This window comes from Silicimonas algicola (assembly GCF_003970735.1).
Lineage (GTDB): Bacteria > Pseudomonadota > Alphaproteobacteria > Rhodobacterales > Rhodobacteraceae > Silicimonas > Silicimonas algicola.
This window is the reverse complement of the sequence record NZ_CP034588.1, coordinates 3,552,041-3,565,435: the sequence shown is the minus strand read 5'-3', so window position 1 is coordinate 3,565,435 and position 13,395 is coordinate 3,552,041. Positions and strand designations below refer to the sequence as shown.

Genomic DNA, 13,395 nt, shown 5'->3' with positions numbered 1-13,395 from the left:
CGGCATGGCACGGATCGGACTGACGGGACTGGGCACGATGGGTGCGGCGCTGGCGATGAACATCGCCGAGAAGGGCTTTCCGATCGCCGTCCACAACCGCACCGGAAGCGTCACGGACGATTTGATGAGGCACGCAGGCGACCTCGCCGCCACCATGACGCCGACCGACAGCCTTGCCGCTCTCGCGGCCCGGGTCGACAGCCCGCGCACCGTCATCATCATGGTCGCCGCCGGCGATCCGGTCGATCAGGTCATTGGCGGCCTCGTGCCCCATCTCGACCCGGGCGACTGCATCGTCGACGCGGGCAACGCCGACTTCAACGACACCCGCCGCCGCAGCGCCGCGCTGGCCGGGAAGGGCATCGCCTTCCTCGGCATGGGCGTCTCGGGCGGGGAGGAGGGCGCGCGTCACGGCCCGTCGATCATGGTCGGCGGCCCGCAGGACGCCTGGGACCGCATCGCCGATATCGTCACCGCCATCGCGGCCCGCTACGAGGGCGAGCCCTGCGCCGCCCGTCTCGGCGCGGATGGGGCGGGGCACTTCGTCAAGACCGTCCACAACGGCATCGAATACGCCGACATGCAGGTGCTGGCCGAGGTCACGGGCCTGATGCGCGCCGACGGCCGCGCGCCCGCGGACCTTGCGCCCGTGTTCCGCGACTGGAACGACGGCCCGCTGAAAGGCTACCTCGTCGAGATCACGGCCGAGATCCTTGCCACCTCCGACACTGACACCGGCAAGCCCATCCTCGACGTCATCCTCGACAGCGCGGGCCAGAAGGGCACAGGCCGCTGGACGGTGATCGAGGCCCTGAAGCTCGGGCAAAGCGCCACCGCCATCGAAGCCGCCGTCGCCGCCCGCGCGATCTCGGCGCAGGTCTCGACCCGGGCCGCGGGCGAAGCGGCTTTTCCCGGCCAAAGCGAAGCGCCCGGTCTCGACGACGCCACGCTCCACGACGCCGTCCTCGCCGCGCGCGTCCTTGGCTACGGCCAGGGCTTCTCGCTCCTCCAGGCCGCGTCCGAGGCGTTCGACTGGTCCGTCGACCTCGCCCGCGTGGCCGAAATCTGGCGGGCGGGCTGCATCATCCGCTCGGCGCTGCTCGACGACATCGCGACCGCGATCCGCGATGGCCTGCCCGAGGGCCAGCTTTTCCTCGCACCCTCCTTCGCCGATACTCTCCGCGCCACGACGCCCGCGCTTCGCCGCACGGTCGCGCGTGCGACCGAGACCGGCCAGCCCGTCCCTGCCATGTCGGCGGCGCTCTCGTGGTTCGACGCGATGCGCCGCGCGCGCGGCACCGCCGACCTGATCCAGGCGCAGCGCGACTTCTTCGGACGCCACGGCTTCCAGCGCACGGACCGCGACGGCAAGGGCTTCCACGGCCCCTGGGCCGGCCCGGGCGCGTGAGCCTCGCCGACACCCTCGCGGCGCGCGGACAGGCGGATGGCCCCCGCATCGAAAGGGTCGAGGCCGAGGGCCGGACCTTCTGGATCAAGCGGCCCGAGAGCCTGTCCTCGCGCATGCGCGTTCAGAAAGGCGATCCCCGCGCCGCCTTCGCCCGCGAGCGCGCCGCGCATGAACGCTTCGCCGCGAAGGGTCTGCCCGTGCCGGGCATCGTGGCCTCCGGCGAAAGCTTCGTCGTGACCGAAGACGTGGGCACTCCGATCCGCGGCATGGCCCGCCTGTCTCCCTCCGACCCGGCCTTCCTCGACGCCCTGGCCCGCGCCGCCCGGGCGCTCGCCGCCTTCCACGCGGCGGGCGAGACCCACGGCCGCCCCGGCCTCAAGGACATCTGCCTGCGCGACGGCGGCATCACCTTTCTCGACTTCGAACGGGCCGGGAAGGGCGACGCCGCCCTCGACCTCCTCGTCTTCCTCTTCTCCGTCGCCGTCGAAACCGGAGGCGACCTCCCCGCCCTGACCGCCGCCCGAGACGCCTACGTCGCCGCCGCAGCCCCCGCCACCTGGGACACCGCCCGCCGCCGCGCCCGCCTCTTCGCGCCGCTCGGCCACCTCCTCTGGCCGGTGAGACGCCTCCTCCACGGCAACCGCGAGTTCGACGGCGTGGGCCCGTTCCTGAGGTTCATGGCGAGGTAGGGGAGGTTGCGGGTTTACGGGAGCGTTGCGGCCGGGAGGAGAGGGTTTGCCGCGGGCATGAGGGGTGTCGTTGTTGCAACCCGGTGAAGCATGGGTATGTCGAGCGGCCCGAGGATTGGCCGTATTCGTCGTTCAGGCGAGAGGCGTAAGGTGGGTTTTCAACCCACCGTGGCGGCGCGGTTTGGGGGGGATGGTGGGGTGAAACCCCACCCTACGGGTGCTAGTCCTCCAGAATCATTTCCGAGAAATCTCTGATGAGTTCACTGCATGTGCTCGGCTGAAATCTAAGAGAATCCATCCTCCCGTAATCGAACCAGCTTCTAACTCGCCCCCTCGTTACGTCCAAGTTGTATTCAGAAACGCCTCGTGCAGTTCCAATTACGTGGGATGCGTCGCACCCAGCCTCTGGCGTCAGGAACTCCATGTTGATCTTCATGTAAGAAAACCCCAAGAAGAACAGCTTATCTGCGCGAGCAATCTTTTCTCTTACAATGCTAATGGTGGCCGCGTTTGCCTGCTCTGTGAAGGTCTTCAGCTCACTCTTACCTTCTACGTAGGCGGAATGCCCTCTAACTTCTCCAAACCCAGAAGCAATGTTGCTGTAGTCAAGTTTTGCGAAGACTCCGTATGGATGGTAAATATCTAAGTATTCCAAAAGCAAATCGGCAGCTTCGTCCTCAGAGAGGTCGAACATTGTCTGCACCGCAAGAAAAAGAAACCACTCAATTATTCTGTCATAGTTGAAACAAATGAAGGAAATATTCCGAAGTCTGGCTTTAAAGGAAGCTATGTCACCAGCAGTTACCAGAAGCGCAAACAGTCCGTGCAGCCAGGTGTTCGCTGTGAGCGAAAAGTCGAATGAACCTTTACCTCGAAAATTCAGGATGCTCGCCTTCTCACTTCTTGCTATGGTTTCAGCAATCAAATACTTTCCAAATCTTACTCGAAACTCATCAGATACATGAGAATGCAAGTAGTTGTCGATAGAAGGCGCGAGAGCAACGCCATTAAACAACCTCTCCGAAAGAGAGGCCAGATTAGAGCGTTTCGGAATGCAAATTTGTTCGGCTAAAGCGGTTGCGAAATCGAAAGCAATTTTGGACCCACCCGCAAAATCCATCTTGTCCGTCAAATCAAACCGAAAATCTTTCGAGATCATTTCAGCTAGACGGCGCCCAACAGGCAATTTGAACTCAGCGCTGGCCCCAGCGCCAACCACAAAAACCATTGTTCCCAAGGCCAATGTGCCTCCTGTGTTGCGTGACGGACTGGCGGGGCCACCCCGCCGTCGGACATCATCCAACCCTTGCCGATGGGGTAAACCCCGCCCTACGAGTCCATCTTCAACGCGTTGATAAACGCCTCCTGCGGGATCTCCACCTTCCCGAACTGGCGCATCTTCTTCTTCCCGGCCTTCTGCTTCTCGAGGAGCTTCTTCTTCCGCGTCGCGTCCCCGCCATAGCACTTCGCCGTCACGTCCTTGCGCAAGGCCGAGAGCGTCTCCCGCGCGATGACCTTGCCGCCGATGGCGGCCTGGATCGGGATCTTGAACATGTGGCGCGGGATCAGCTCCTTCAGCTTCTCGCACATGGCGCGGCCGCGCGCGTCGGCCCGGTCGCGGTGGACCATCATGGACAGTGCGTCGACGGGCTCGTCGTTCACGAGGATGGACATCTTGACCAGCTTGTCCTCGCGGTAGCCCTGCATCTGGTAGTCGAAACTGGCATAGCCCTTGGTCACCGACTTCAGGCGGTCGTAGAAGTCGAAGACGACCTCGTTCAAGGGCAGGTCATAGACGACCATCGCCCGCTGCCCGGCATAGGTCAGGTCCATCTGGATGCCGCGGCGGTCCTCGCAGAGCTTCAGCACCGCGCCCAGGTACTCGTCGGGGACGAGGATGGTCGCCTTGATCCGCGGCTCCTCGATGCGCTCGACATAGGTGAGGTCGGGCATGTCGGCGGGGTTGTGAAGCTCCCGCATCGTGCCGTCCTTCATGTGGATATGGTAGACGACCGAGGGCGCGGTGGTGATGAGGTCGATGTCGTACTCGCGCTCGAGCCGGTCGCGGATGACCTCGAGGTGCAGAAGCCCCAGGAAGCCGCAGCGGAAGCCGAAGCCGAGGGCGGCCGACGTCTCCATCTCGGCGGTGAAGGAGGCGTCGTTGAGCTGGAGCTTCTCGATGGCGTCGCGGAGGTCGTCGAAGTCGTTGGCGTCGACGGGGAAGAGGCCGCAGAAGACGACGGGAATCGACGGCTTGAAGCCGGGCAACGCCTTGGCGCAGGGGCGCTTCTCGTGGGTGATGGTGTCGCCGACGCGGGTGTCGCGAACCTGCTTGATCGATGCGGTGAAGATGCCGATCTCGCCGGGCCCCAGTTCCTTGATGTCGACCATCTGCGGCTTGAGGACGGCGAGCTTGTCGATGCCGTAGCGCGCGCCGGTCTGCATCATCTTGATCATGTCGCCCTTGCGGACGACCCCGTCGATGATGCGGATCATCACGACGACGCCGAGATAGCTGTCGTACCAGCTGTCGACCAGCATGGCCTTGAGCGGCGCATCGCGGTCGCCCTTGGGCGCGGGCAGGCGGGTGACGATGGCCTCCAGCACCTCGGGGATGCCGAGGCCGGTCTTGGCCGAGATCTCGAGGGCCTGCGAGGCGTCAATGCCGATGACATCCTCGATCTGTTCCTTGACGCGCGCGGGCTCGGCGGCGGGCAGGTCGATCTTGTTGAGGACGGGAACGATCTCGTGGTTGGCGTCGATGGCCTGATAGACGTTGGCCAGCGTCTGCGCCTCGACGCCCTGGGAGGCGTCGACGACGAGAAGCGAGCCCTCGACCGCGCGCATCGAGCGCGAGACCTCGTAGGCGAAGTCGACGTGCCCCGGCGTGTCGATCAGGTTGAGGATATAGGTCTGGCCGTCCTTCGCGGGGTATTCGATCCGCACGGTGTTGGCCTTGATGGTGATGCCGCGCTCGCGTTCGATATCCATCGAGTCGAGCATCTGGGCCTTCATGTCCCGCTCGGCCACGGTGCCGGTGAGCTGGATCAGCCGGTCGGCGAGCGTGGATTTCCCGTGGTCGATGTGGGCGACGATCGAGAAATTGCGGATGCGTGCGAGGTCGGTCATGGTGGCGGAGATATGGTGGGATTCAGGTGGGTTGTCGAGAGATGAAGTCCGGGTTCACCATTCCAGACGGCTCGACGTGGGAACGCGTCGATGCGGAAAGGTCGGAGGCCCTTACCGCCAGATTGCACCGAGAAATGAACTACGGGCATCAGCTTTACCCGTTGTGGGATGAGGTGACGGTCATTGCCGCAGATGGCGCCACTGACGACGTCCTTGTGACAAACGCAGATGGAACGCGACATTGGGTCGTTCATCTTATGTGGGGCCCGACATGTCACGCCGATGACCCCTTCACATTGGAAGTCTCTCACTTGCCAAGCGAAAGCGTCTTCCTCCGCTAAATCTTTGGTTTGCACGAGGGCTGCGGCCGACCCTGGGACGGCGCTTCGGACCGGTCGGCGTGTGTGATTTATCCCGTCACGTTCCTCCGACGGCTGAACGGGGGTGATACGTCGCAATGCGCCCTCCCTTCGGGAGGGTCGGGCGCGGCCCGGGCTGGTCGCCCAGGCCGAAGTCAGCCCGCCATGAACCTCAGGAACGGTCCCACGCCGTCGAACCCGCGGTCGCCGTGGAGGAGGCGGCGGACGGGCCAGAGATCAACAAGCCGGACGACTTGTCGGAGATGTTCAACCTGAGACGGCGTTGGCGCTTGCGCCACGGTAGGCAAGACGTGGACTCCTCCTGACCCAAATCAAAGCCAGACCTCCAGCCCCCCTCTACCCTTGGGCCGAACGGCAACCCGACCGGAGGCACCCATGCTCCCCCTGACCCTCATCCTGCACATCTTCATCGGCTCCACCCTCGCGGGCGCGGCCGTCATCGCGGCGCTGACGCTGGGGATGACCGACGCGCGCTCGATCGTCGTGGCCGCCCTCGCGGGGGCGGTGCTGTCGCTGCCGGTGTCCTGGGCCGTGGCGCGGCGTCTCATCCGGAACCGCTGAGCGGCCCGATTTGCGCGCCCGGAGGCCCGGACGCGCACCGACGCAATACCGACGTGATACCGACGCGATACCGATCAGAACAGGTTGTCGCCCCGGTCCTCTGCGGCTTCGTCCGCAGCGACGGCTCCGGCCGCGCCGAGTGCCGCGGGCACGCAGCCCGAAGTCAGCGTCGCGGACAGGGTAAGTGCAAGGAAAAGAAAGATTTTCGTGGTCATGGCAGCCCCTCCAGGGAAAATGTCTTCCCTAGAAGGTTAATGCGCCGAAGCTCCGCAGCAAGGGCTGTCCCGATTCGCGGCCGTTCCCGCCCGTCTTCGGTCTCACGCGACCCCCTCTGCACCACCCTCGAACCGATCCATGTCGCGCTGCGGCAAGTCCTTGCGGGGACTTCCGAAAGAGCTCTTCTCCACAGGTATTTCCACAGTCTTTCCAAGGATTTATCCCCATGAATCTGTGGGGACCCAAGCGAATTTTCTTGTCCGACTCAAGACGCTGGGGCACCTTGATCCTGTCACGAGCAATCGTGATCCGCGACGGCTCCGAAAGCCAGGGCGGCAGGGCAGGGGACATGAGCCCAGGTCCGGCAGTCCGGGTGGAAGGAACCCCAGCGGTTCGTAGCAAGGCCTTGGTCTTGTTTCGAAAACTGGGCCAGTCGCCCTCTGGGGGGAAATGGTTCAGGAAGGCGTCAGGGTGTGCCCCACGGCACGGGCTGGACTTCGGTCCGCCACCTGGCGCCTTCTCAGTTTCCCCACATCATGTGCCGCGCAGCCACCCATACGCCATCCGGAGTATAGGTGAGGCCTGCACCTTGTGTTAATATCCGCCATCATGTCGCGTTTCGCCGTTATCGTCGTCACGCTCGTCGTGGCCCTCTATTTCGCCGAGGTCTCCTCCGGCCGAGACCTCGGAGTCCGCCGCGCCTACAACCTCATAGACGGTGCCTTTTCCGGTGGTTTCGCGGGGGGTTACGGGGCCGCAACTGGGGTCGGCCGCTCCGTCGGGGGCGGTGCTTCGGGGCTCGCGAACGGTGTCGCGGGCAGCATGTCCCGGATCGGCAACTGAACCGGATCCGCCTGTTAGGCGGAAAGAAAGGTTTCCACGGCAGCTTCGAATTCACGCGGCTTGTCGGCATGAAGCCAATGGCCGGCACCTGGAATGCGCGCGAACCTCGCCTTGGGAAAATGCTTCAGGATCAACGCCCTGTGCTCTCTCTGGACGTAGGAACTGTCGTCACCCGATAGGAACAGAACCGGCTCTCCGAACTCCCGCTCTCCCATGTCTGGAAACCCGGTGATCCGCTCCATCTCGCGGTCCAGCACGTCCAGGTTCAACCGCCACCTCTTCTCGCCAACATCAAGGGATTGCAGGAGAAAAGCCCTCGTCCCCGGCTCCGCAATAGCGTCCTTCAGCGCCTCGTCCGCCTCCCGCCGCGAGGTCACAGCTCCCAAATCCAGCGCCCGCATCGCCTCGATCAGATGGCTCTGCGAATGCCCGTAGGCGACCGGCGCGATATCAGCCACCACCAGCCGCCGGACCTTTTCGGGATGCGTGAGTGCCAGCACCATCGCAGCCTTGCCACCCATGGAATGTCCGAGGACATCCCAAGCGCCGTCAATGACTTGCGCCATATCGTCGGCCATTTCGGCATAGCCATGCGCGTCGCGCCACGGGCTGTCCGCATGGTTGCGCATGTCTACGGCCGTCACTTGGCGCCGTTCCGACAGGCGCTTGGCGATGACGCCCCAATTCCGCGCCGATCCGAATAGCCCGTGAGCGATCAGCAGCGGCGGCGCACCCGTATCGGTGCCATGGATGACAGTCGACAGCATGACTTTCCTTACCCTCTGCGACGCGCTATCGCCAGCGTATGGACCTCGATCGGACCACCCGCGACCTTGCCGAGCGCATGGCGACGCAGCTTCGCGTCAAGGGAACCGACTTGACCGATGTCGTCTCGCGTGCCGGGCGCAAGTTGCCCCGACGGCTGCGGGCCGAGGCGACGGTCCTGATCGAGGCGCAGGCCCTTGCGCGCAATCCCAAACTCGGGCGTCGTGTGGATCAGGCACGTGTCCTGAAGGCCGAGCGACGGCTGCGGGCCTACCTCGACCGGCTCGACTCCGGATCGGAAAAGCGGGCCGAGATCCTGGACCGCCTCGCCGCCGTGGGCTTCGTCGTTCTCGTGGTCGCCGGCGTCTTGTTCTACGTCCTCGTGCAACAGGGCGCGTTCCGCTAGCGTCACAGTCCCGGGTAAAGCGGGAAGCGTCCGCAGAGGTCTGCGACCTCGTCCCGGATGCGCGCCTCGAGCCCGGCGTTGCCCTCGTCGCCGTCGGCCGACAATCCTTCCGTCACCTGCACGATCCAGCGGGCGATCTGGCGAAACTCCTCCTCGGCGAAGCCGCGCGTCGTCCCGGCGGGTGTACCGATGCGGATGCCGCTGGTGACGAAGGGCTTCTCCGGATCGAAGGGAATGCCGTTCTTGTTCGTCGTGATATGGGCGCGGCCAAGAGCCGCCTCCGTCGCTTTGCCGGTGACTTTTTTCGGGCGAAGGTCGGCCAGCATCAAGTGATTGTCGGTGCCGCCCGAGACGATGTCGATGCCGCCTTTCATCAACTCGTCCGCCGTCGCCTTGGCGTTTGCGACGACCTGTGCGGCGTAGGCCTTGAACTCGGGACGCAGCGCCTCTCCGAAGGCCACGGCCTTGGCCGCGATGACGTGCATCAGCGGGCCTCCCTGAAGACCGGGGAAGACAGCCGAGTTGATCTTCTTCGCGATGTCCGCGTCATTCGTCAGGATCAGACCCCCCCGCGGTCCGCGCAGCGACTTGTGCGTGGTCGAGGTGACGACATGGGCGTGGGGCAGGGGCGACGGGTGAACGCCGCCGGCGACGAGGCCGGCGATATGCGCCATGTCGACCATCAGGTAGGCGCCCACTTCGTCCGCTATCTTGCGGAACTCGGCCCAGTCCCAGACGCGGCTATAGGCCGTGCCGCCCGCAAGGATCAGCTTCGGTTTCTTCTCGTGGGCCTTGGCCCGAATATCCTCCAGGTCCAGCCGATGATCCTGCTGCCGGACACCGTAAGGCACTACATTGAACCATTTCCCCGACATGTTCACCGGCGAGCCGTGCGTCAGATGCCCGCCCGAGTTGAGGTCGAGTCCCATGAAGGTGTCGCCGGGCTTCAGAAGGGCCAGGAACACCGCCTGGTTCATCTGGCTGCCCGAATTCGGCTGGACGTTGGCGAAGCCCGCTCCGAACAGTTGCTTCGCGCGTTCGATGGCCAATTCCTCGGCCACGTCCACGAACTGGCAGCCGCCATAGTAGCGCTTGCCCGGATAGCCCTCGGCGTACTTGTTGGTCAGGACCGATCCCTGAGCCTCCAGAACCGCGCGGCTGACGATGTTTTCCGACGCGATCAGCTCGATCTCGTCGCGCTGGCGTCCCAGCTCGTTCCTGATTGCGGCGTGGAGCTCGGGATCGCGGGTCTCGAGAGGTTCGGTAAAGAAGCCGGTGTCACGGTGCGGGGCGTTCATGGGCTTGTCTCCGGTCTGGACGGTTGGCGATCCATAGACGGAAAGCCCTCGGGCCGGAAGGCGCGAAACCGACGCATGGAGGCGGGAAGCGCCGCAGGAGCGGGCCTTGAGTTTCTCAGACGCACGGGCAATCGTGCGTCCGCAACAGGGGAGGGCACATGCGCCCGTCGAATGCCATCTCGTTCCGCGCGAGCGACGCACGTCTCGCGCAGGATGCCGCCCGCAATCTGATCGAGAGATACGGCCAGGTATCGCCCGAGGAGGCGGACGTGGTCGTCGCTCTCGGGGGCGACGGGTTCATGCTCGAGACGCTGAACGACGTGCGTCCCCTGGACAAGCCGGTCTACGGGATGAACCGCGGGACGGTCGGCTTCCTGATGAACGAATACGGCGCCGACGATCTGCCGGCCAGACTGGCCGAGGCCGAGGAGGCGGTGATCAACCCCCTCCGGATGCGCGCGGCGACGGCGGACGGCATGGTCAGCGAGGGGCTTGCGATCAACGAGGTCTCTCTCCTGCGCGAGGGTCCTCAGGCCGCGCGGCTGCGCATCTCGGTCGACGGCAAGCCGCGCCTGGACGAACTGGTCTGCGACGGCGCGCTTGTGGCGACCCCTGCCGGGTCGACGGCGTACAATTATTCCGCACACGGTCCGATCCTCCCGATCGGCTCCGAAATCCTCGCCCTGACCGCAGTGGCGCCCTTCCGACCGAGGCGCTGGCGGGGCGCGCTTCTGCCCAAGACCGCGACGGTTCGCTTCGACGTCCTCCAGCACGAGAAGCGGCCCGTGATGGCGGATGCCAATGGCCGCCCGGTCCGAAACGTCCAGTGGGTCGAGGTCACGAGCGAGCCGAGCATCCGGCACCGCATTCTCTTCGATCCGGGTCACGGGCTCGAGGAGCGGCTGATCCGCGAGCAATTCCAATGAACGTCCGCAATCGCGCCATGTTTGCGTCCTACGCTGCCTGCCAAGCGCCTTTCACGGAGAAATCCATCGTGACCCGTATCGCCCTTTTTTCCGTCATCCTGGCTGGGCTGACTGCCTGCGGTCCGACGCTGCCCGACCTCGAGGTCGAGCCGATCCGCAAGGTTCTGTCGGATAATTCCGCGCTCCCATATGAATGCGTGAACTACGATTTGCGCAGCGACAGTTGCGAGGGCCTAGTGACCCGGCGGGTCAAAGGCGACCGGATCTTCTACGAGGCGTTCGCCCTCGTTCCGGGGCCGAGCGATCCGATCAACATGCGCCTAAAGGTCGACTTCCAGATCGAGGACACCCGCTATTGCGGCGACATGCGCAACGCCGACCTGGTCTTCGACGGGACACTGACGCCAGGACAGCGAAGTCTCTTGCAGGAGCTATTGCTCGCGCAGCTCATCTCCTACGGGGACGTGTGCGGGGCCTATTTCCGCGAGGGCGAGGGCTATATCAGCGTCACCACCGACCGCAACGGGCGCGTGATGCCTCAAGGCGTCGAGACAAGCCATTTCTTCGCGCGGCCGAAACCCTTGCGCCTATGAGGCGTAACCGATCGTCCTGAGCGCCTCTCGGATTTCATCGATGATCGCGGGATCGTCGATGGTGGCGGGCACCTTGAAGTCGGCGCTGTCGGCGATCTTGACCATCGTGGCGCGAAGGATCTTGCCCGACCGTGTCTTGGGAAGCCGCTTGACCACGATGGCGTGCTTGAAGGCGGCGACGGGTCCGATGCGATCGCGCACCAGCTTCACGCATTCCGACACGATGTCCTCGTCCGAGCGATTGGTGCCGGTGTTGGTACAGAGAAAGCCGAGCGGAAGCTGACCCTTGAGCTGGTCCGTGACGCCGATCACCGCGCATTCCGCAACGTCGGGGTGCGAGGCCAGGATCTCCTCCATTCCGCCGGTCGACAGCCTGTGGCCCGCGACGTTGATGACGTCGTCGGTGCGCGCCATGATGTAGAGGTATCCCTCTTCGTCGATGTAGCCCGCGTCGCCTGTCTCGTAGTAGCCGGGAAAATGGTCGAGATACGCTTTGCGGAAGCGCCCCTCCGCGTTCCAGAGCGTCGGCAGGGTTCCGGGGGGCAAGGGCAGTTTCACTGCGATGGCGCCGAGTTGGCCGGCTTCCATCGGCTGTCCCGCCTCGTCGAGGATGTGAATGTCGTAACCCGGCATCGGCACCGTGGGAGAGCCGACCTTCACCGGCAGCGGCTCGATCCCCATGGGGTTGCCGACCATGGGCCAGCCGGTTTCGGTCTGCCACCAGTGGTCGATGACCGGCACCTTGAGCATGTCCTGCGCCCAGAGCACCGTGTCGGGGTCTGCGCGTTCGCCGGCGAGGAAGAGGGTCCGCAGGGACGAGATGTCGTAGTTCTTCAGGAATTCGCCCTTCGGATCCTCGCGCTTGATGGCACGAAACGCCGTGGGTGCCGTGAAGAACGCCCGCACCTTGTGGTCCTGGATGACGCGCCAGAAGGTCCCTGCGTCAGGCGTACCCACGGGCTTGCCCTCGAACACGATGGTGGTGTTCCCGTGGATGAGGGGTCCGTAGCAGATATAACTGTGGCCCACGACCCAGCCCACGTCCGAGGCGGCCCAGAACACCTCGCCGGGATCGACGCCATAAATGTTCTTCATCGACCAGTTCAGCGCGACGAGATGACCGCCGGTGTGGCGCACGACGCCCTTGGGCTGACCGGTCGTGCCGGAGGTATAGAGGATGTAGGCGGGGTGGTTGCCCTCCACCGGCAGGCAGTCTGCGGGCTCGACGCCATACTGGAAGGCGAACCAGTCGACGTCGCGGCCCTCGATCAGCTTTGCGACCTCCTGTTCACGCTGGAAGATGACGCAGAAGTCGACCTTGTGAGCGGCCTGCTCGATGGCGCCGTCCAGAAGCGGCTTGTAGTGGACGACGCGCCCCGGCTCGATCCCGCAGGAGGCCGCGATGATGGCCTTGGGCTTGGCGTCGTCGATGCGGACGGCGAGTTCGTGCGCCGCGAAGCCGCCGAAGACGACGGAATGGATGGCGCCGATCCGCGCGCAGGCCAGCATGGCCTCGACCGCTTCGGGGACCATCGGCATGTAGATGATGACGCGGTCGCCCTTGTCGATGCCCCTGGCCCGAAGTGCGCCAGCAAGCGACGCGACGCGGTCGCGCAGTTCGGCGTAGCTGATCTTGTGGATCGTGCCGGTGACGGGGCTGTCGTGAATGATGGCCGTCTGCGCGCCGCGTCCGGCCTCGACGTGACGGTCGACGGCGTTCCAGCAGGTATTCACCATGCCATCGGCGAACCACTCGAAGAAGGGTGCGTTCTCGTCGGACAGCGCTTTCGAGGGCATCCGCTCCCAGTCGATGGCCTCGGCCGCCTCCATCCAGAACTGCTCCGGGTCGGCCTTCCAGGCCGCGTAGACATCACGGTATCCCATGCGACGCTCCTCCTCGATGGCAGAGTGCTACGACCGCCGGCTTGGGTCAGGCAAGTGCGATGGCACCTGCAGCGGCAGAGTGCCGCGAATTTTTTGCAGTGTTTGCCATCATGTCCTGCAAAGTTTTGCAGATTCGAGCGAGACATGGCAGCCAGGGCAAATTCCGATGAGCCTCTGCAAAATTGCGAAGGCCACGATCCGCCTATGTCCTCGAAAATCCTTTGCCCGACTCAGGGAAAAAGGTGTTCCGATTCTTCTAGGGCGCGCAATCCCGCGCGTCCGTTCTCTTGAGGTAAG

Annotated in this window: 13 protein-coding genes; 7 read left to right on the top strand and 6 right to left on the bottom strand. The window is 64.4% G+C overall.

Going from position 1 to position 13,395, the window contains the following annotated elements; genetic code table 11:
- Positions 1-4 precede the first annotated feature (4 nt).
- Together gndA and EF888_RS17525 are read left to right on the top strand one after the other, a co-directional pair.
- On the top strand, positions 5-1,408 hold the full coding sequence (gene gndA / locus EF888_RS17530; protein WP_109759571.1) for an NADP-dependent phosphogluconate dehydrogenase: 1,404 nt from the start codon (positions 5-7) through the stop codon (positions 1,406-1,408).
- Positions 1,405-2,097 carry a BUD32 family EKC/KEOPS complex subunit gene (locus EF888_RS17525; RefSeq protein ID WP_109759572.1) on the top strand — a complete coding sequence of 231 codons (693 nt, stop codon included), beginning with the start codon at positions 1,405-1,407 and terminating at the stop codon, positions 2,095-2,097. The genes gndA and EF888_RS17525 overlap by 4 nt, the downstream gene beginning before the upstream one ends.
- 220 nt (positions 2,098-2,317) lie before the next feature.
- Here EF888_RS17525 and EF888_RS17520 read toward each other — a convergent pair whose 3' ends face one another.
- On the bottom strand, positions 2,318-3,340 hold the full coding sequence (locus EF888_RS17520) for a hypothetical protein (protein ID WP_126918610.1): 1,023 nt from the start codon (positions 3,338-3,340) through the stop codon (positions 2,318-2,320).
- 86 nt (positions 3,341-3,426) lie between these two features.
- On the bottom strand, positions 3,427-5,226 hold the full coding sequence (lepA, locus tag EF888_RS17515; protein ID WP_109759574.1) for a translation elongation factor 4: 1,800 nt from the start codon (positions 5,224-5,226) through the stop codon (positions 3,427-3,429).
- A gap of 755 nt (positions 5,227-5,981) precedes the next feature.
- On the opposite strand from lepA, the gene EF888_RS17510 reads away from it, so the two are divergent.
- On the top strand, positions 5,982-6,167 hold the full coding sequence (locus EF888_RS17510) for a CTP synthetase (RefSeq protein WP_109759577.1): 186 nt from the start codon (positions 5,982-5,984) through the stop codon (positions 6,165-6,167).
- Between the two features lie 74 nt (positions 6,168-6,241).
- Here EF888_RS17510 and EF888_RS21955 read toward each other — a convergent pair whose 3' ends face one another.
- Complete coding sequence (locus EF888_RS21955) at positions 6,242-6,382, bottom strand: hypothetical protein (RefSeq protein WP_164721747.1); 141 nt, start codon at positions 6,380-6,382, stop codon at positions 6,242-6,244.
- Positions 6,383-6,992: 610 nt separating this feature from the next.
- On the opposite strand from EF888_RS21955, the gene EF888_RS17505 reads away from it, so the two are divergent.
- Positions 6,993-7,226 carry a hypothetical protein gene (locus EF888_RS17505; RefSeq protein ID WP_109759578.1) on the top strand — a complete coding sequence of 78 codons (234 nt, stop codon included), beginning with the start codon at positions 6,993-6,995 and terminating at the stop codon, positions 7,224-7,226.
- A 14-nt stretch (positions 7,227-7,240) separates the two neighbouring features.
- On the opposite strand, the gene EF888_RS17500 is transcribed toward EF888_RS17505, so the two are convergent.
- The gene (locus EF888_RS17500; protein ID WP_109759579.1) at positions 7,241-7,993 is read right to left on the bottom strand and encodes an alpha/beta fold hydrolase; all 753 of its coding nucleotides are present in this window, start codon (positions 7,991-7,993) and stop codon (positions 7,241-7,243) included.
- A 38-nt stretch (positions 7,994-8,031) separates the two neighbouring features.
- Between EF888_RS17500 and EF888_RS17495 the strand changes: the two genes are divergently transcribed.
- Positions 8,032-8,397, top strand: coding sequence for a hypothetical protein (locus tag EF888_RS17495; protein ID WP_109759580.1), 366 nt, complete (start codon positions 8,032-8,034; stop codon positions 8,395-8,397).
- Positions 8,398-8,399: 2 nt separating this feature from the next.
- On the opposite strand, the gene glyA is transcribed toward EF888_RS17495, so the two are convergent.
- Positions 8,400-9,695 (bottom strand): serine hydroxymethyltransferase, encoded by a 1,296-nt coding sequence (gene glyA / locus EF888_RS17490; RefSeq protein WP_109759581.1) that lies wholly within the window; start codon positions 9,693-9,695, stop codon positions 8,400-8,402.
- A 158-nt stretch (positions 9,696-9,853) separates the two neighbouring features.
- Here glyA and EF888_RS17485 point away from each other — a divergent pair, with 158 nt between their 5' ends.
- Positions 9,854-10,621 (top strand): NAD kinase, encoded by a 768-nt coding sequence (locus EF888_RS17485; RefSeq protein WP_109759582.1) that lies wholly within the window; start codon positions 9,854-9,856, stop codon positions 10,619-10,621.
- Between the two features lie 68 nt (positions 10,622-10,689).
- Entirely contained in the window at positions 10,690-11,214 is a 525-nt protein-coding gene (locus tag EF888_RS17480; protein ID WP_126918609.1) for a hypothetical protein, read from the top strand.
- Here EF888_RS17480 and EF888_RS17475 read toward each other — a convergent pair.
- Entirely contained in the window at positions 11,209-13,098 is a 1,890-nt protein-coding gene (locus EF888_RS17475; protein WP_109759584.1) for a propionyl-CoA synthetase, read from the bottom strand. The genes EF888_RS17480 and EF888_RS17475 overlap by 6 nt on opposite strands.
- Between the last annotated feature and the right edge of the window lie 297 nt (positions 13,099-13,395).

Excerpts from the sequence above, each read along its gene's own strand:
- gndA (WP_109759571.1), top strand. The coding sequence starts at position 5 with ATGGCACGGATCGGACTGACGGGACTGGGCACGATGGGTGCGGCGCTG.
- lepA (WP_109759574.1), bottom strand. The coding sequence starts at position 5,226 with ATGACCGACCTCGCACGCATCCGCAATTTCTCGATCGTCGCCCACATC.
- EF888_RS17510 (WP_109759577.1), top strand. The coding sequence starts at position 5,982 with ATGCTCCCCCTGACCCTCATCCTGCACATCTTCATCGGCTCCACCCTC.
- EF888_RS21955 (WP_164721747.1), bottom strand. The coding sequence starts at position 6,382 with ATGACCACGAAAATCTTTCTTTTCCTTGCACTTACCCTGTCCGCGACG.
- EF888_RS17505 (WP_109759578.1), top strand. The coding sequence starts at position 6,993 with ATGTCGCGTTTCGCCGTTATCGTCGTCACGCTCGTCGTGGCCCTCTAT.
- EF888_RS17500 (WP_109759579.1), bottom strand. The coding sequence starts at position 7,993 with ATGCTGTCGACTGTCATCCATGGCACCGATACGGGTGCGCCGCCGCTG.
- EF888_RS17495 (WP_109759580.1), top strand. The coding sequence starts at position 8,032 with ATGGACCTCGATCGGACCACCCGCGACCTTGCCGAGCGCATGGCGACG.
- glyA (WP_109759581.1), bottom strand. The coding sequence starts at position 9,695 with ATGAACGCCCCGCACCGTGACACCGGCTTCTTTACCGAACCTCTCGAG.
- EF888_RS17485 (WP_109759582.1), top strand. The coding sequence starts at position 9,854 with ATGCGCCCGTCGAATGCCATCTCGTTCCGCGCGAGCGACGCACGTCTC.
- EF888_RS17475 (WP_109759584.1), bottom strand. The coding sequence starts at position 13,098 with ATGGGATACCGTGATGTCTACGCGGCCTGGAAGGCCGACCCGGAGCAG.